Annotated in this window: 13 protein-coding genes; 7 read left to right on the top strand and 6 right to left on the bottom strand. The window is 62.9% G+C overall.

Annotated elements, in window-relative coordinates; genetic code table 11:
• The first annotated feature begins 342 nt into the window (after positions 1-342).
• Both gltB and AB8A23_RS09005 read left to right on the top strand, forming a co-directional pair.
• Positions 343-5100, top strand: coding sequence for a glutamate synthase large subunit (gene gltB / locus AB8A23_RS09010; RefSeq protein ID WP_120287191.1), 4758 nt, complete (start codon positions 343-345; stop codon positions 5098-5100).
• A 146-nt stretch (positions 5101-5246) separates the two neighbouring features.
• The gene (locus AB8A23_RS09005) at positions 5247-6704 is read left to right on the top strand and encodes a glutamate synthase subunit beta (protein WP_439059877.1); all 1458 of its coding nucleotides are present in this window, start codon (positions 5247-5249) and stop codon (positions 6702-6704) included.
• 28 nt (positions 6705-6732) lie between these two features.
• Here AB8A23_RS09005 and AB8A23_RS09000 read toward each other — a convergent pair whose 3' ends face one another.
• Positions 6733-7026, bottom strand: coding sequence for an AAA family ATPase (locus tag AB8A23_RS09000; protein WP_439059878.1), 294 nt, complete (start codon positions 7024-7026; stop codon positions 6733-6735).
• Positions 7027-7477: 451 nt separating this feature from the next.
• Between AB8A23_RS09000 and AB8A23_RS08995 the strand changes: the two genes are divergently transcribed.
• Complete coding sequence (locus tag AB8A23_RS08995; RefSeq protein WP_120287194.1) at positions 7478-7858, top strand: DUF930 domain-containing protein; 381 nt, start codon at positions 7478-7480, stop codon at positions 7856-7858.
• A 15-nt stretch (positions 7859-7873) separates the two neighbouring features.
• On the opposite strand, the gene AB8A23_RS08990 is transcribed toward AB8A23_RS08995, so the two are convergent.
• Positions 7874-8128, bottom strand: a complete 255-nt coding sequence (locus AB8A23_RS08990; protein ID WP_120287195.1) for a PepSY domain-containing protein — start codon at positions 8126-8128, stop codon at positions 7874-7876.
• A 231-nt stretch (positions 8129-8359) separates the two neighbouring features.
• Here AB8A23_RS08990 and AB8A23_RS08985 point away from each other — a divergent pair, with 231 nt between their 5' ends.
• Complete coding sequence (locus AB8A23_RS08985) at positions 8360-10066, top strand: DUF459 domain-containing protein (protein WP_120287196.1); 1707 nt, start codon at positions 8360-8362, stop codon at positions 10064-10066.
• Positions 10067-10223: 157 nt separating this feature from the next.
• Here AB8A23_RS08985 and AB8A23_RS08980 read toward each other — a convergent pair whose 3' ends face one another.
• Together AB8A23_RS08980 and AB8A23_RS08975 are read right to left on the bottom strand one after the other, a co-directional pair.
• On the bottom strand, positions 10224-10586 hold the full coding sequence (locus AB8A23_RS08980) for a CsbD family protein (protein WP_089266232.1): 363 nt from the start codon (positions 10584-10586) through the stop codon (positions 10224-10226).
• An 82-nt stretch (positions 10587-10668) separates the two neighbouring features.
• Entirely contained in the window at positions 10669-11403 is a 735-nt protein-coding gene (locus AB8A23_RS08975; protein ID WP_120287197.1) for an SDR family oxidoreductase, read from the bottom strand.
• A 107-nt stretch (positions 11404-11510) separates the two neighbouring features.
• Between AB8A23_RS08975 and AB8A23_RS08970 the strand changes: the two genes are divergently transcribed.
• Both AB8A23_RS08970 and AB8A23_RS08965 read left to right on the top strand, forming a co-directional pair.
• Positions 11511-12290: an SDR family oxidoreductase gene (locus AB8A23_RS08970; RefSeq protein ID WP_199711968.1), complete on the top strand. Its 780-nt coding sequence runs from the start codon at positions 11511-11513 to the stop codon at positions 12288-12290.
• Between the two features lie 117 nt (positions 12291-12407).
• Positions 12408-13295, top strand: coding sequence for a TauD/TfdA dioxygenase family protein (locus tag AB8A23_RS08965; protein ID WP_120287198.1), 888 nt, complete (start codon positions 12408-12410; stop codon positions 13293-13295).
• A gap of 52 nt (positions 13296-13347) precedes the next feature.
• Here the strand turns inward: AB8A23_RS08965 and AB8A23_RS08960 are convergent, their stop codons facing one another.
• Together AB8A23_RS08960 and AB8A23_RS08955 are read right to left on the bottom strand one after the other, a co-directional pair.
• Positions 13348-14313: a Bug family tripartite tricarboxylate transporter substrate binding protein gene (locus AB8A23_RS08960; RefSeq protein ID WP_439059879.1), complete on the bottom strand. Its 966-nt coding sequence runs from the start codon at positions 14311-14313 to the stop codon at positions 13348-13350.
• 96 nt (positions 14314-14409) lie between these two features.
• Complete coding sequence (locus tag AB8A23_RS08955; RefSeq protein ID WP_120287200.1) at positions 14410-15807, bottom strand: lytic murein transglycosylase; 1398 nt, start codon at positions 15805-15807, stop codon at positions 14410-14412.
• Positions 15808-16069: 262 nt separating this feature from the next.
• Between AB8A23_RS08955 and AB8A23_RS08950 the strand changes: the two genes are divergently transcribed.
• Entirely contained in the window at positions 16070-16954 is an 885-nt protein-coding gene (locus tag AB8A23_RS08950; protein WP_068728967.1) for a UTP--glucose-1-phosphate uridylyltransferase, read from the top strand.
• The last annotated feature ends 2 nt before the right edge of the window (positions 16955-16956 follow it).

Raw genomic sequence — 16956 nt, 5'->3', positions numbered from 1 at the left:
TGCGTTGTTGCTATGCGACGACGGACTCAAGCGCGCTTGTGTGCTAGATAAAAATTTGGCAAAGTCCTGGTTAGGACAGCATCACTGTCGCAATTTTTGGTGGCAAATCCGGCACAGGGTTTGCAACATAAGCAGGCGTCGCGACTAAAAAACACGCCTGCTGAGACGAAATGCCTTTAAGGCGAGATATGGGGTGGCCGCCGGGGACGATGGGCACCACCAGTCTGAATTCTGAAAACGAGGCTCGCAAGACGCGCGAGCGGTAGCCCGAACGGGTTCCGCGAGCGTCAAAGGTGCGCCGACAAGGGTGGCAGAACCCCGACGGGGGTTGAGAGGACGAAGATGAGCGGATCAGAGCACGAGCGCCAATTGATCGAAACCGGCACGCATTCGGCGGCCCCGGCTATCAAATCGGCTAACGTGAAAGACACCGCCATCAAACCGGAACTCCATACCTACCGTCCGCCGGCGCTGGGCCTCTATGACCCGTCGCAGGAAAAGGACGCCTGTGGCGTCGGCTTCATTGCCAACATCAAGGGCCGCAAGTCGCATCAGATTGTGTCTGACGCGATCAGCATCCTGTGCAACCTCGAGCACCGCGGCGCCACCGGCGCAGATCCGCGCTTTGGCGACGGCGCCGGTATTCTGGTGCAGATCCCGCATAAGTTCTTCGTCCGCAAGACTGTGGAACTCGGCTTCAGCCTGCCGGAGCCTGGCCAATACGCCATCGGCGCGCTGTTCATGCCGCGTGATACCGCGTGGCGGAAAGTCATTCAGGGCATCATCGGCGACCAGATCAAGGCCGAAGGCCTGAAGCTGCTCGGCTGGCGCGACGTCCCGACCGACAACGCATCGCTCGGCGAAAGCGTGAAGCCGACCGAGCCTGCCAACATGCAAGTCTTCATCGGCATCGGCAAAGCCAAGATCGCCGACGAGGACGAATTCGAACGCCGTCTGTACATTCTCCGCAAGTCGATCTCGCAGGCGATCTATCAGCGCCGCGAGCGCGGCCTTGCCGGCTACTATCCGTGCTCGATGTCGTGCCGCACGATCATCTACAAGGGCATGTTCCTCGCCGACCAGCTCGGCAGCTACTATGCCGACCTGCACGAAGAGGATTTCGAAAGCGCGCTGGCACTGGTGCATCAGCGCTTCTCGACCAACACCTTCCCGACCTGGTCGCTGGCGCATCCGTACCGCATGGTCGCGCATAACGGCGAAATCAACACGCTGCGCGGCAACGTCAACTGGATGGCGGCGCGTCAGGCGTCCATCGAGTCCGAACTGTACGGCAAGGACATCAGCCGTCTGTGGCCGATCTCCTATGAAGGCCAGTCGGACACCGCCTGTTTCGACAACGCGCTCGAATTCCTGGTACAGGGTGGCTACTCGCTGCCCCACGCCGTGATGATGATGATTCCGGAAGCCTGGGCTGGCAATCCCCTGATGGATGAGCAGCGCCGCGCCTTCTACGAATATCACGCCGCGATGATGGAGCCGTGGGACGGTCCTGCCGCGCTCGCCTTCACCGACGGTCGACAGATCGGCGCGACGCTGGACCGTAACGGTCTGCGCCCCGCACGTTATCTCGTCACCAAGGACGACCGCATCGTGATGGCGTCCGAAATGGGCGTGCTGGCGATTCCGGAAGAAGACATCATCACCAAGTGGCGTCTGCAGCCCGGCAAGATGCTGCTGGTCGACCTTGTCCAGGGCCGTCTGATCCCTGACGACGAGATCAAGGCGACGCTGGCCGCAAGCCATCCCTATAGCGAGTGGCTCGAACACACCCAGATCGTTCTGGAAGAACTCCCGGACGCGGCGGCCAAGGGCCAGCGCTCCAACCTGCCGCTGCTCGATCGCCAGCAGGCCTTCGGCTACACCCAGGAAGACGTCACCATCCTGCTGACGCCGATGGCGTCGCAGGGCGAGGAAGCGTCGGGCTCCATGGGCACCGACACGCCGATCTCGGCGCTGTCGAGCAAGCCGAAGCCGCTGTTCACCTACTTCAAGCAGAACTTCGCGCAGGTCACCAACCCGCCGATCGATCCGATCCGTGAAGAGCTCGTCATGAGCCTCGTCTCGATCATCGGACCGCGGCCGAACCTGTTCGACCTGCAGGGCGTTGCCACCACCAAGCGTCTCGAAGTGCGCCAGCCGATCCTGACCGACCAGGATCTCGAAAAGATCCGCTCGATCACCGATGTCGCCGAGTCGCACTTTGTCTCGCGTACCCTCGACACCACCTTCCATGCCGGTTTCGGCGCGGCAGGCATGGAGCAGGTGCTGGATGAACTGTGCGCCCGCGCCGAAGCTGCGGTGCGCGAAGGCGTCAACATCATCATCCTGTCCGATCGCATGGCCGGCTCGGATCGCATTCCGATCCCGTCGCTGCTGGCCTGCGCTTCCGTGCATCACCACCTGATCCGCACCGGCCTGCGCACCTCGGTGGGCCTGGTCGTCGAATCCGGCGAACCGCGCGAAGTGCATCACTTCGCCTGCCTCGCCGGCTATGGCGCCGAAGCGATCAACCCGTATCTGGCGTTCGAATCCATCATCGCCATGAAGGACCGGCTGCCGGTGCAGCTCGACGACTATGAAATCGTCAAGCGCTTCATCAAGTCGATCGGCAAGGGCCTGCTCAAGGTCATGTCGAAGATGGGCATCTCGACCTACCAGTCCTATTGCGGCGCGCAGATCTTCGACGCCGTCGGCCTGCGTCAGGAATTCGTGACCAAGTACTTCACAGGCACCCACACCAAGATCGAAGGCGTCGGCCTCGCCGAAATCGCCGAGGAGACCGTGCGTCGCCACAACGAGGCGTTCGGCGAGATCCAGATCTACAAGACGGCGCTCGATGTCGGCGGTGAATATGCCTATCGCAGCCGTGGTGAAGACCATGCGTGGAATGCGGAGTCGGTGTCGCTGCTACAGCATGCCGTGCGCGGCAACTCGCAGGATCGTTATCGCGCCTTCGCCAAGATCCTCAACGAACAGTCCGAGCGTCTGCTGACGCTGCGCGGGTTGTTCAAGATCAAGACGGCCGAGGACGAGAAGCGCAAGCCTGTGCCGCTCGACGAAGTCGAATCCGCCGCGGACATCGTCAAGCGCTTTGCGACTGGCGCCATGTCCTACGGCTCGATCTCGCGCGAGGCGCATACGACGCTGGCCATTGCCATGAACCGGATCGGCGGCAAGTCGAACACCGGCGAAGGCGGCGAGGAGTCGGATCGCTACAAGCCCATGCCGAATGGCGACAGCATGCGTTCGGCGATCAAGCAGGTCGCGTCCGGCCGTTTCGGCGTCACCACGGAATATCTCGTCAATTCGGACATGATGCAGATCAAGATGGCGCAGGGTGCGAAGCCCGGCGAAGGCGGTCAGTTGCCCGGCCACAAGGTCGACGCGACGATTGCCGCCGTGCGCCACTCGACCCCGGGCGTCGGTCTCATTTCGCCGCCGCCGCATCACGACATCTATTCGATCGAAGACATCGCGCAGCTGATCTACGACCTCAAGAACGTCAATCCGACGGGCCAGGTCTCGGTCAAGCTGGTGTCGGAAATCGGCGTCGGCACGGTTGCCGCTGGCGTCGCCAAGGCGCGCGCAGACCATGTGACCATCGCCGGCTTCGAAGGCGGCACCGGCGCATCGCCGCTGACCTCGATCAAGCATGCGGGTTCGCCGTGGGAAATCGGTCTTGCCGAAACCCACCAGACCCTGGTGCGTGAACGGCTGCGTAGCCGCATCATCGTCCAGGTCGACGGCGGCTTCCGCACCGGCCGTGACGTCGTCATCGGCGCGCTCCTCGGCGCCGACGAGTTCGGCTTCGCCACCGCGCCCTTGATTGCGGCCGGCTGCATCATGATGCGCAAGTGCCATCTCAACACCTGCCCGGTCGGCGTCGCGACGCAAGACCCGGTGCTGCGCAAGCGCTTCACCGGTCAACCCGAGCACGTCATCAACTACTTCTTCTTCGTCGCCGAGGAAGTCCGCGAGATCATGGCCCAGCTCGGCTATCGCAACTTCGACGAGATGGTCGGCCAGGTGCAGATGCTCGACCAGTCGGCGCTCGTGTCGCACTGGAAGGCCAAGGGTCTCGACTTCTCCAAGCTGTTCGTGCGCCAGCCCGAACTGCCCGGCCAGAAGATCTATCACACCGAAGATCAGGACCATCACCTGGAAGCCGTGCTCGATCGCGAGTTGATCAAGCAGGCGCAGCCCGCGCTCGATCGCGGCGCGCCGGTGAAGATCGACACCAAGATCAACAGCACCAACCGTTCGGCCGGCGCCATGCTGGCGGGCTCGGTGGCCAAGATCTACGGCCATGCCGGCCTGCCCGACGACACCATCAAGGTGTCGCTGAAGGGCACCGCCGGTCAGGCCTTCGGCGCATGGCTGTGCAAGGGCATCACCTTCGATCTCGAAGGCGAAGGCAACGACTATGTCGGCAAGGGTCTCTCGGGCGGCAAAATCATCGTCCGCCCGCCGGCGCATTCCGCCATCGTGCCGGAGGAGTCGATCATCGTCGGCAACACCGTGATGTATGGCGCGATCGAGGGCGAGTGCTATTTCCGCGGCGTCGCCGGCGAGCGTTTCGCCGTTCGTAACTCGGGTGCCGTGGCCGTCGTCGAAGGCGCCGGCGATCACTGCTGCGAATACATGACCGGCGGCATCGTCGTGGTGCTGGGCAAGACCGGCCGTAACTTCGCGGCCGGCATGTCCGGCGGCGTGGCTTACGTGCTCGACGAAACCGGCGACTTCCCGAAGCTGTGCAACATGGCGATGGTCGAACTCGAACCGGTCCTCTCGGAAGAGATGATCGCCGAGAACACCTATCACCACTCCGGCGATCTCGAAGCCCATGGCAAGGTCGACGTGTTCGCCAACCTGCTCGACTCCGATATCGAGCGCCTGCATGTGCTGATCACGCGTCACGCAAAATATGCCGGCTCGGCCAAGGCTGCGATGATCCTCGCGGACTGGAAAACCTGGCTGCCGAAATTCCGCAAGGTGATGCCGGTCGAGTACCGCCGCGCACTGCGCGAGTTGAAAGCGAAAAGCGCCGAGGCCGAACCGCAGATCGCGATCGGCGCGTAAGGAAAAGGCCCTCATGGTGAGGAGGCGCGCAGCGCCGTCTCGAACCATGAGGGACAAATCACGCATCCTTCGAGACGCGGCCAAGTGGCCGCTCCTCAGGATGAGGACGGAATTTGGAACTTAAGAGTTCAGAGGCGTCAGTTGTAATGGGCAAGATCACGGGTTTTCTGGAAATCGATCGTCACGACCGCAAGTACGCGCCGGTTACCGAGCGCTTGAAGGGCTATAACGAGTTCGTCATTCCGCTCAGCGAGAAAGACACCCGCGACCAGGCCGCGCGCTGCATGAATTGCGGCATTCCCTATTGCCACGGCACCGGCTCGGTTCAGCCCGGCACGCCCGGCTGCCCGGTCAACAACCAGATCCCGGATTGGAACGACCTCGTCTATACCGGCAACTGGGAAGAAGCCTCGCGCAACCTGCACTCCACCAACAACTTCCCGGAATTCACCGGCCGCATCTGCCCGGCGCCGTGCGAAGCCTCTTGCACGCTGAACATCGATGACAACCCGGTCACCATCAAGACCATCGAATGCGCCATCGTCGACAAGGCATGGGACAATGGCTGGCTGAAGCCGCAGATCTCCGCCGTGAAGACCGGCCGCAAGGTCGCCGTGATCGGTGCAGGCCCCGCCGGCATGGCCTGCGCGCAGCAGCTCGCGCGCGCCGGACACGACGTCCATATCTATGAGAAGTTCGCCAAGGCCGGCGGCCTGATGCGTTACGGCATTCCCGACTTCAAGATGGAAAAGCACATCATCGATCGCCGCGTCGCGCAGATGGAAGGCGAAGGCGTCACCTTCCATTATGGCAAGGCTGTCGGCGGCACCTCGCCCAGTGCGATTGATCCAGCCGAACTGCTCAAAGAATATGAAGCCATCGCGCTGACCGGCGGAGCCGAGCATGGCCGCGACCTGCCGATCCCCGGCCGCGAATTCGACGGCATCCATTTCGCCATGGACTTCCTGCCGCAACAGAACCGCCGCGTCGGCAACGAGCCGCTCGGCGACATCAAGGAAATTCTCGCCGGCGGCAAGCATGTCGTCGTCATCGGCGGCGGCGACACCGGCTCCGACTGTATCGGCACCTCGCTGCGTCAGGGCGCGCTGTCGGTGACCCAGCTCGAAATCATGCCGGCTCCGCCCGAGCAGGAGAACAAGGGCCTGACCTGGCCGAACTGGCCGCTGAAGATGCGGACCTCGTCGAGCCAGGCCGAAGGCGCCAAGCGCGAATTCGCCGTGCTGACGCAAAGCTTTGAAGGCGTAGACGGCAAGGTCACCAAGCTGAACTGCGTGCAGGTCGACGACAAGTTCAAGCCGATCCCCGGCTCGGAATTTGCGCTGCAGGCCGACCTCGTGCTGCTGGCGATGGGCTTCGTCCATCCCGTCCACGAAGGCATGCTGAAGACCCTCGGCGTCGATCTCGACCAGCGCGGCAATGTCCGCGCCGCAACGACCGATTTCGCGACCTCGCTGCCGAAGGTGTTCTCCGCCGGCGACATGCGCCGCGGCCAGTCGCTGGTGGTCTGGGCGATCCGCGAGGGACGTCTCTGCGCCCGCGCCATCGATCAGGCGCTGATGGGAACGACGACGCTGCCGAGGTAATTCCGGACGATCAGAGCAAGTCTAAGCTTCAAGAGCCTCGATACGAAAGTATCGAGGCTCTTTCCTTATGACTCCCCTGCGTCTTCGCGTGCAAGGAACTAGACGTCAGCGCGGGGCGCCGTATCGGATCTTCACTTGGGGAGGGCTCGCGCGCGTCATCGATGCGAGTCGGCACAAAAGTTCCCAGCGAAGAAATTGCCTTTAGAAGATTGGATTTTCCGGACTCGTTGATGCCGACCAAAACCCGACATCTGGGCATAAGCTCCAACTCGGCGTCTTCTATCGATCGAAAATTTCTTATCTGAATTTTCTCAATATTCATTGCTGCTCCCTGTGACCGATCGCTTGCTCATCGGGGAGCACTAGCGGCGACAGACCATTATACGCGTTAAAGTAGAGGGGCCTCTACCGAGAAAGACGGCTTTCGCACCGCTTGACATACGAGCAATTGAGACTATATTCCGCCAACCCTGTCCAACGAGGGGTGCTTCTCGAGGGCGTCCAGGCAGCCGACGGGACGCGCCACTGAATACAAGGTTGCGCCTTTCGGCGTTTCATCCCCCTCCCATCAAAGGGGACCACCGAAAGGCCAACTTGCGCGGCGACGCGGGACAGACGGCGCGTGCGCGCGTCGATCCCATTCACGGCCGGGACTCGCACAGCGCGACCTGCCGCGCGGCGCATCCCAGAGTGGGTAGCCAGCAACCCGCAGAGACGCTAAGCGGTATCATCCCGCCGATCTCTTACCTTCCAAACGTGTTGTCCCGTCCCGCATGAAATTCCTGCTTATTCCGCTCGGCCTCGTGGCGCTCGTCCCGCAGGCCCACGCCAGCGATGCCCGCTTCATGGCGGCCCTCGGCAAGCTCGATCCCAAGACCCGGCTGGAACAGGTCTGCGATTTCGAGGCGATGCGCCGGATCAGCAAGGGCGGTCCGCGCGTCGAGCGCGCCAAATCCGACGCACTGATGCCGCCGCAGCATCTCGGCAATACGATGATCGCCAAGGGCGGCGCCTATCGCGCGGGCGGCAAATGGATGCAGGTCGCCTTCACCTGCAAGGCGACGCCGGACCACAAGACGGTACTGGATTTCACCTACAAGACGGGAACGGTCATTCCGCCCGCCAAATGGCAGTCTTTAGGGCTCTGGAAATAGACTAGCCTGCCGGCGTCAGTGCTTGGGTTCGTTCTTGGTGAGCGCGCCGCTATGCGGATCGACATGGACCTCGAAGGTCCGGCCGTCCTTCACGACATCGGCTTCCCAATGGCCGTCGTCGGCCTCAAGCTCCCTGACCTCGGTATAGCCCAAGCTGCGCAGCCTTTCGGTGACCTGCTGTGCGGTCATCCAGTCCTTGCCGGGGGTATCTGCGGAAGCCCATGAGGGCAGCACGAGAACGAGCGCAACGGCGAGCAGCAGTGACTTCATGGTAAACCTCCCTGATTTGTCACAACAACTCCGGGATTGCCGCTTTGTTCGGCACAGGCCTTGGCTGCGGCCTCGCTGTTCACCCTGCCGCTAAAAGTTCCGGGATTTGCTTGACGTTAACGCCGGGCGGCGCTTGATGGCGGGATCGCGGCTGCCCGCTTGCGGCCCGAATCCGGTAGTATGTCGAGCGGGAACCCGGGTCTGCGGACCCTGCGATTGCGGTCGAGGCGCATGTCACAGAAGCCCAACTTGCCGAGATGGCGGATCGATCACTGGCGTGCCGAAAAGGGCACGCTGATGGTGCTCGCCGTGGCGCTGGGCCTGCTGATCGGCATTGTGGCGCCCGCGTCGGCGCAGTTCTTCGGTTTCGGTGGTCCGCAGCAACCTCCTCCGCGTCCGCAGCGCAATGTGCCGCAGGGCGGCGGTGGCGGCTTCGGCTGGTTTGGCGGCGGCAATGACAGTCCGTTTTTCGCGCCGTTCCAACAACAACAGGCGCCGAAGCGGGCCGCTCCGCGCGAGGACTATTCGCGCGCACCGTCGCCGGAAAAACGCGATGCCCCGGCCGAGCGCAACGTGCTGGTGCTCGGCGACAGCATGGCCGACTGGCTCGCTTACGGCCTCGAGGACGCCTATGCCGAACAGCCCGACATGGGCGTGATCCGCAAGCACAAGACCGTCTCCGGCCTGCTGCGCTATCAGCCGAAAGGCGATCCCGCCGATTGGGCGGCAGCGGCCAAGGGCATTCTCGCCACCGAGAAGCCCGATGCCATTGTCGTCATGCTCGGCCTCAATGACCGCGTCGCAATCCGCGAGCCCGACAAGGCCGCCGAGAAGAAGGGCGCCAAGAAGGACGAAAAGAAAGACAGCGCCGCGGAAGTGAAGCCCGGCGACAAGCCGGCGGAGCCGGAAGCTGACGATGCAGATATTCCCGATCCCGGTTCGATCGTGACCGAGCGCGGCGCGCGCGCCGGCGGCATGGTCGATTTCCGCGACGAGCGCTGGGGCGAGCTATACTCGAAGAAGATCGAGGAGATGATCAATGTCGTGAAGGCGAAGGGCGTCCCCGTGCTGTGGGTCGGCCTGCCGGCGGTGCGCGGCACCAAGGCGACCGCCGACATGCTCTATCTCGACAATCTCTATCGCGACGCCGCGACCAAGGCCGGCATCACCTATGTCGATATCTGGGACGGCTTCGTCGACGAGGCCGGCCGCTTCCTGCAGCAGGGCCCGGATTTCGAAGGCCAGATCCGCCGGCTGCGTTCGGCCGACGGCGTCTATTTCACCAGGGCCGGCGCCCGCAAGATGGCGCATTACGTCGAGCGCGAGATTACCCGTTTGCTCTCCGGCCGCTCCGCGCCGATCGCGCTGCCGAGCGAGCCTGCGACGCCAGACCTCAATGCCGTGCCCGGCGCGCCAGCGCCGCGTCCGCTGGCCGGCCCCATCGTGCCATTGGTCGCCTCCTCGGTCGGCACCGATCAACTGCTCGGCGGCCCCGGCGTGAAGCCGGTGAGTGTCGATGCACTGGTGGCGCGCGTGCTGGTGAAGGGCGAGCCGCTCGCCGCGCCTGCCGGCCGCGCCGACGACTTCGCCTGGCCGCGCCGCGAGATCGGCCGCGAACAGGCCAAGGGCGATGTGCCTGTGGCCGCAGTCACCCCGACCACATCGGGCACGAGCGGCACGACCGCTGCGGCGACCGGGCCGGACGGCATCGTTCCGGTGATGGCGCCGCCGGCCGCGCCGAAGAAAAAGCCGAAACCCGTCATCGCCACCGAAGCGCCGTCATCCTTCGGTAGTTTCTTTGGCTTCGACGATGCGCCGCGCCGCGCGCCCGTCCAGCAGGCGCCGCAGCGCCCCCGCCCGGCCCAGGCGCCCGGACCGCGGCCGCCCGCCAATGTCGGCCCCGCCGCCTCCGCCCCCTCCGGTTTCTTCACGCGCTAACCGCGCGAAAAATTCCGACGCGAAACTTCAGAGTCAAAAAAATCCCTCAGCCTTTGCGGGCTGAGGGATTTTCGCTTCTGGATATTTTCTGGGACGTTTTCTCAGATGCGATTGCTGACGCTTCTGCAGCGTCCGTTATGTCTGCCGCGATCTGCGATCAATAACCGAAACGGTTCGGACGACGGCGCGGCGGACGCGTCATCAGCATCGCCAGCGCAAAGCCGATACCGCCTGCGATGAGCAGCGAGCCCAGCGGATTATCGCGGACCTTGTCGGTGATCGCCTGCGTGCCGTCGCGATAGACGTCGCTGTCGAGTGCATCCTTGGCATAGCTGGTGGCGGCGTCCGATGCGTCACGCACGGCATCCTTGGCTTGGCCATACAGGTTCTGCACGGTGCCCGTCGCTTCGCGCGCGCGGCCCGAGGCTTCAGTCCGCTCATCGCCCGTGGCTCGGCCGATCACACCTTCAACCTTGCCAGCTGCATCCTTGGCTGCGCCCGCAATACGGTCCTTGTCCATGTCCATTACTCCGTGAGGAAATTCTCGCCGGTGTAATGCCCGAAGCCAGTACTGGTTCCGCCGCGATGCAGGCGCCGTGAATTTAAAGGATCAAACCGCCATCGACGACCAGCGTATGACCGCAAACATAGGATGACAGCGGCGACGCCAGGAACAATGCAGCGCCAGCCATATCGGCAGGCGTGCCGAGCCGCTGCAGCGGGATCCTGGCAATCGCGCCTTCCAGCCGCTTCGGATTCGCTGTCGTGACCTTTGTCATCTTGGTGTCGACGAGCCCCGGCGCGATACCATTGACGCGAATGCCGTCTTCCGACCACGCCTGCGCCAATGTGCGCGTGAGCCCAACTGCGCCGGTCTTCGACGCATTGTAGGAGGGATTTCCCTTGGTGGCGTGATAGGCCGCGGTGGAACTGACAATGATCAATCGGCCGTTGCTGGCCTTCAGTTGCGCGTGAAACTTCGTCGCGCAGCCCATCAGGCTCATCAGGTTGACTTCCATCACCTTGCGGAAGCCATCCATTTCGAATTCACCGCGGCGATAGATCACAGCACCCTGCGCGAGGATCAGCACATCCACCCGATCGAGCTTCGGATCGAAGGCCTCGATGGCCGACGCGCTGCCAACATCGAGCTGGCTGTAGCCGAGGCCGTCGAGATCGGAACCTTCATCGATCGTGTAGTCGCTGGCCTTGGCGCGCGTCCCGCAGACATGCACATGCGCGCCGCGCGCACGAAAGGCCTGCGCCATACCATTGCCGATGCCGCTTGATCCTCCGACGATGAACACCTGCTGGCCGCTGAAATCGAGTTCGTTCATCCCTGATCGTCCTTCTTGATTTTATCGGCGCATGTTTGACCGCGCCGGCGATCGGTGCAAGCCTTCAATCAAGCCTCATCATGAAGGCGCAAAATTCGGAGGATGCCTTGTCGGATTACAAACAACTCAGCCGCTCGGTGCGCGGCCTCACCGTTCTCGTCACCGGCGCTGCAAGCGGCATGGGCCGCGCGACGGCGCGCTTGTTCGGCGACGAAGGCGCCAATGTTGCCGTCACGGATATTTCGGCGGACGGGATTGCAGCAGTCGCGAGCGCGATCACATCAGGCGGCGGCAGCGCACACGCATGGACGCTCGATGTTGCCGATCCCGATCGCATCCGCACAGTGGTCAGCGACGTCGCCGCGCATTTCGGGAGTCTCGATATCATCGTCAACAATGCCGGCATCTCAGTTTCCACCGCGATCGACCAGGACGGCTATGACACCGCGTGGGATCGCGCCATCGCGGTGATGCTGACCTCGCACCAGCGCATCATCCGCGCCGCATTGCCTCACTTGCGCAAGTCGCCCTCGCCGCGGATCGTTAATATCGCGTCCACCGAAGCGCTCGGCGCCACCGCACTGCACAGTCCCTATTCCGCAGCGAAGGCCGGCGTCACCGGGCTTACGCGCTCACTCGCAGTGGAACTCGGCCGCGACGGCATCACTGTGAACTGCATCTGTCCCGGCCCGATCACGACGGGGATCACCGAACGCATCAGCGACGAGCACAAGGTGATCTTTGCCAAGCGCCGCACGGTGCTGCGCCGCTATGGCGATCCGGAAGAAGTCGCGCATATGACGCTAAGCCTGTGCCTGCCGGCCGCGTCCTATATCACAGGCGCGGTGATCCCGGTCGACGGCGGCCTCATGGCACGCAATGCGTAACGGCATTCACACCGGTTGACTTCGCACTTTGGGGGCGTAGCATTTTTCTCAAGCGGCACGGCATCGCTGGAAGCCGCAATCGAATGGGTCAACCATTCCACACGGAGGAAATCTGCAATGCCCGTGACGATCCGCAAACTACATCCCTTGTTCGTCGGCGAAGTGACCGGCGTCGACCTGACGAGGCCCATCAACCCCGATGACGCCGCTGCCATCGAGCGCGGCATGGATGACTACGCTGTTCTGATATTCCCCAAGCAGGATATCACCGACGAACAGCAACTCGCTTTCGCGCAGAATTTCGGCGAGCGAGAGAACCGAAAAGGCGGCTCCGTCACCAAGAAGGAAGACTACCGGCTGACATCGGGTCTCGCCGACGTGTCCAATCTCGGCAAGGACGGCAAGCCGCTGCCGAAAGACAGCCGGACACACCTGTTCAATCTGGGCAACTGCCTGTGGCACTCCGACAGTTCCTTCCGGCCGATTCCGGCGAAATTCTCGCTGCTGTCGGCACGCGTGGTCAATCCGAAGGGCGGCAACACCGAATTCGCTGACATGCGCGCCGCCTATGATGCGCTTGATAACGACACCAAGGCCGAGATCGAGGACATGATCTGCGAACATTCGCTGATGACCTCGCGCGGCGCGCTCGGCTTTCTCGACTACACTGACGAAGAGAAAGAGATGTTCAAGCCGGTGCTGCAGCGGCTGGTGCGCACGCATCCGGTGCATGGCCGGAAGTCGCTGTATCTGTCGTCGCATGCCGGCGCGATCCAGGGCATGTCGGTGCCCGAAGCCCGCGTATTGTTACGCGATCTCAACGAACACGCCACGCAGCCGCAATTCGTCTATGTCCACAAATGGACGCTGCATGATCTCGTGATGTGGGACAATCGCCAGACCATGCATCGCGTCCGCCGCTACGACCAGTCGCAGCCGCGCGACATGCGCCGGGCCACAGTCGCCGGCAATGCGCCGACGGTGGCGCAGCAGGCGGCGGAATAACCTGCCGTTCAAACACAGGCGCGCCGCACGATGCAGCGCGCCTGTGTGCGTTCTAGATCCGCTCGATCTTTGCCTTCTCCAGCACTTCGCCCCAGCGCTTCACGTCGGAGGCAAGGAGATCGATCACCTCCTCCGGCTGCGAGGCCTTCGCCTGGCTACCGAGCGACAGCAGCCGCTCCTTCACGCTCTCATCCTTGAGCAATGTGACCGTCGCAGCGTTCAGTCTTGCCACAACGTCATCGGGAAGGCCGATCGGGCCAACGAGGCTGTACCAGCCTGGCGCCGCGTAACCGGGGAAACCTGCCTCGGCCACGGTCGGAATATCCGGGAATGACGGAAAGCGTTCAGCGGTGGTCACGGCCAGCGCGCGGAACTTGCCGGCCTTGATTTGCTCGATCATCGAGATCGGCGGATCGACCATGAAGTCGATGCGACCCGCGAGGACTTCGACCACGGCCTGCGCGCCGCCGCGAAATGGGATGTGCTGAAATTTCACGCCGGCCAACTGCCCGATCTGCTCGACGATCAGATGGGGCCCCGAGCCGACACCGGGCGTGCCGTAAGTGAGCGGCTTGTCCGGCTGCTTCTTTGCAGAAGCGATCAACTCGGCGAGATTCTTGAAGGGCGCGTCCGCATTACACGAGAACATGTAGGGCGCTTCGGAAACCTGACAGATGCCCTTGAGGTCATCGACCGGTTTGTAAGGCAGGCTCTTGTAGAAGGCCGACGACGCACCATAGGTCGCGGTAATCAGCGAGATCGTGTAGCCGTCAGGCGCCGAGCGGGCGAGCTGCGCCCCGGCGAGCGTCGTGCCGGCACCAGGCTTGGTCTCGACCACCACCGTCTGGCCGAGGATTTTCGACAGACCTTCGGCAAGCACACGCGAGGTTGCGTCGGTGCCGCCGCCCGGCGCGAAACCGTGCAGCAGGGTGATGGACCGTTCCGGCCACGCCGCTTTGGCCTGAAATGGAAGAAGGCTTGCCGACAATCCGGCCAGCAGCGTGCGCCTGTTCAACATCGATAGTCCCCAAAGAATGCATCCAAGGAGACCAGCGTAGCATGCATGCTGCACTGCGGTATAATGCTATGCGCTATGGCCCTCTGCGCAGGGCGCTTATCTCACCCGGAGCCGATCCAGCATCTCCGATGATGCAAACCCATCAGCAGGCGCGCCGACGGAGGCCTGGAAATTGCGCAAGGCTTCACGGGTCTGGCCGCCGAACTGGCCGTCCGGCGTGCCCTTGTAGAAGCCGCGCTGCGCCAGCAGCTGCTGCAGCTCAAGCCGTTCTGCGCGGGATAGCACGCGCTCCTGACGCGGCCATGGCTGCACGAAAGGCGGACCGCCGCGCAACCGGTCGGCGAAATGGCCGATGGCCATCGCATAGGCCTCAGCCGGATTGTATTTCATGATGACGCGGAAATTCGTCAGCATCAGGAAGCCCGGCCCCTGCGAACCGGCGGGCGCGAGTAGATAGGCCTTTTCTGTCATGCGCGGGAACGGCTGGTTGTTCGCCCGCTTGAGGCCAAGCTGCTCCCATTGCGGCAGGGTCATCGCCTTGGCCTTGTCGGCCAGCATGTAGTTGAAGCCCTGTGGAACCACGACTTCGTAGCCCCAGGTCTGACCGCTCTGCCAGCCATCCTTTTTCAAGTTGTTGGCGGTCGAGAAAATCAGATCGGTCGGGTTGTCCACCACGTCACGGCGACCATCGCCGTCGCCGTCCACCGCAAAGCGTTTGAACGCGGTCGGCATGAACTGGGTCGGGCCGAATGCGCCGGCCCAGGAGCCGCGCATCTGTTCAGGCCTCAGATCGCCGCGATGCAGGATTTCCAGAGCAACCAGAAACTCATCCTTGAAATAGGCCTGGCGGCGGCCGACGCAGGCTAGCGTCGCCGTCGAGCGCAGCACACTGCGATCGCCGATCATCGTCGAGTAGTTCGACTCGATGCCCCAGATCGACGCGACGATGTAGCGATCGACGCCGTAGGCCTTCTCGGCCGCATCGAAAATGGTCTTGTACTGCGCCAGCACCTCGCGGCCCTTGGCCATTCGGTTGTCGTTCACCAGGATGTCGAGATAGTCCCAGATCGCCTTGGTGAATTCCGGCTGCGAATCCATCAGGTCCATGATTCGCAGATCCGGCGTCAGCCCGGCGGTGAAACGCTGATAGCTGTCCTGCGAGATGCCGCGGCGTGCGGCATCAGGCCACAGTCCGGCAATGCAGTTGTCGAAATTACCAGCGGCCTCGCGGATTGCCTGTGCAGTCATCAGCGGATGGCCGGATGCGCCGTCCTCGCCGCTCCAGGGCTGCGCTCCGGGCGCGCCGGGCAGTGCCGCCTGTGGCGGCGGGTCCTGGGTCTGCGACGATCCGCTAAAGATATTGTCGAACAGGCTGAAAGGGCCGCTCTTGCTCTGCGCCTGCGCCGCCACGGGCAGGGTTACCGTAAGCAAAACTGCGCCGAGCGCAGCTACACCGCATGTCAGGCTACGCGCCATCTTCGTCGCAGATTTCATCACTATCCATCTCGGGAATCTGACCGGAATTTGGTCATGACTGTGGCATGACAGGAGGCCCGGCGAGGGTTTCCATCAGCTTAACACTATTCCAGTTTTGCGTGGCTGGGCGAACGTGCCGCGCGGCAGAAAGGATAATTGCAGACATGTAGCCCGGCACCACACATCCGCCTTTGTTCCCGGTTGCAAACGGAACCAGCAGGCGCAATCTTCGTTGGCCTGCCTGCGTCGTTCCCCTCCAAGGTCATTGCAAAGTCCCCTGATGAAAATTCGCAAAGCCGTTTTTCCGGTCGCCGGCCTCGGCACCCGCGTCCTTCCCGCCACCAAGGCGATGCCGAAGGAAATGCTGACTATCGTCGATCGGCCGTTGATCCAATATGTGGTCGACGAAGCCCGCGAGGCCGGCATCGAACATTTCATCTTCGTTACCGGCCGCAACAAGGGCATCATCGAAGATCACTTCGACCGCATGTTCGAGCTCGACGAGACACTCAAGAGCCGCAACAAGTCTGCCGAGATCGAACAGCTGGCGCTGTCCCAGCCTGCCGCCGGCGCCATGAGCTTCACGCGCCAGCAGGCGCCGCTCGGGCTTGGCCATGCTGTGTGGTGTGCCCGCGATATCGTCGGCAATGAGCCCTTCGCCGTGGTGCTGCCGGACGAACTGGTGCTGAATTCCCCGGGCTGCCTGAAGCAGATGGTCGATATCGCGGGAGCGCTTGGCGAAAAGTCCAACCTCGTTGCCGTCGAGGAAGTCCCGATGGACATGACGCATCAATACGGCATCTGCGGTGTCGGCGAGCGCCACCCAACTCACGAAGCCGCTTTCACCATCGACGGCATGGTCGAGAAACCCCCGAAGGGCACCGCGCCGTCCAACCTTTCGATTACCGGCCGCTACATCCTGCAGCCGGAGATATTCAAGATTTTGGAGACCCAGGAGCGCGGCGCGGGTGGCGAAATCCAGCTCACCGATGCGATGATCGGCCTCGCCAAGAGCCAGTCGTTCTACGGCGTGGAATTCGAAGGCGAGCGGCACGATTGCGGTTCGAAGTCGGGCTTCCTGCGCGCCAATATCGCGTTCGGCCTGCAACGCCCTGATCTGCGCGAAGGTCTGCGCGCCGAAATGCTGCGTTACCTCGGAGAGTAAGC

This window comes from Tardiphaga sp. 619_E2_N8_4 (assembly GCF_051810905.1).
GTDB classification, from domain to species: domain Bacteria; phylum Pseudomonadota; class Alphaproteobacteria; order Rhizobiales; family Xanthobacteraceae; genus Tardiphaga; species Tardiphaga robiniae.
The sequence above is the reverse complement of the archived record's forward strand: the minus strand, read 5'-3'. Positions and strand labels throughout refer to the sequence as shown.

Bases quoted from the DNA above. Each gene is read 5' to 3' on its own strand.
- AB8A23_RS08950 (WP_068728967.1), top strand. From the start codon at position 16,070: ATGAAAATTCGCAAAGCCGTTTTTCCGGTCGCCGGCCTCGGCACCCGC.
- AB8A23_RS08965 (WP_120287198.1), top strand. From the start codon at position 12,408: ATGCCCGTGACGATCCGCAAACTACATCCCTTGTTCGTCGGCGAAGTG.
- AB8A23_RS09005 (WP_439059877.1), top strand. From the start codon at position 5,247: ATGGGCAAGATCACGGGTTTTCTGGAAATCGATCGTCACGACCGCAAG.
- AB8A23_RS08980 (WP_089266232.1), bottom strand. From the start codon at position 10,586: ATGGACAAGGACCGTATTGCGGGCGCAGCCAAGGATGCAGCTGGCAAG.
- AB8A23_RS09000 (WP_439059878.1), bottom strand. From the start codon at position 7,026: ATGAATATTGAGAAAATTCAGATAAGAAATTTTCGATCGATAGAAGAC.
- AB8A23_RS08960 (WP_439059879.1), bottom strand. From the start codon at position 14,313: ATGTTGAACAGGCGCACGCTGCTGGCCGGATTGTCGGCAAGCCTTCTT.
- AB8A23_RS08990 (WP_120287195.1), bottom strand. From the start codon at position 8,128: ATGAAGTCACTGCTGCTCGCCGTTGCGCTCGTTCTCGTGCTGCCCTCA.
- gltB (WP_120287191.1), top strand. From the start codon at position 343: ATGAGCGGATCAGAGCACGAGCGCCAATTGATCGAAACCGGCACGCAT.
- AB8A23_RS08985 (WP_120287196.1), top strand. From the start codon at position 8,360: ATGTCACAGAAGCCCAACTTGCCGAGATGGCGGATCGATCACTGGCGT.
- AB8A23_RS08955 (WP_120287200.1), bottom strand. From the start codon at position 15,807: ATGAAATCTGCGACGAAGATGGCGCGTAGCCTGACATGCGGTGTAGCT.
- AB8A23_RS08995 (WP_120287194.1), top strand. From the start codon at position 7,478: ATGAAATTCCTGCTTATTCCGCTCGGCCTCGTGGCGCTCGTCCCGCAG.
- AB8A23_RS08975 (WP_120287197.1), bottom strand. From the start codon at position 11,403: ATGAACGAACTCGATTTCAGCGGCCAGCAGGTGTTCATCGTCGGAGGA.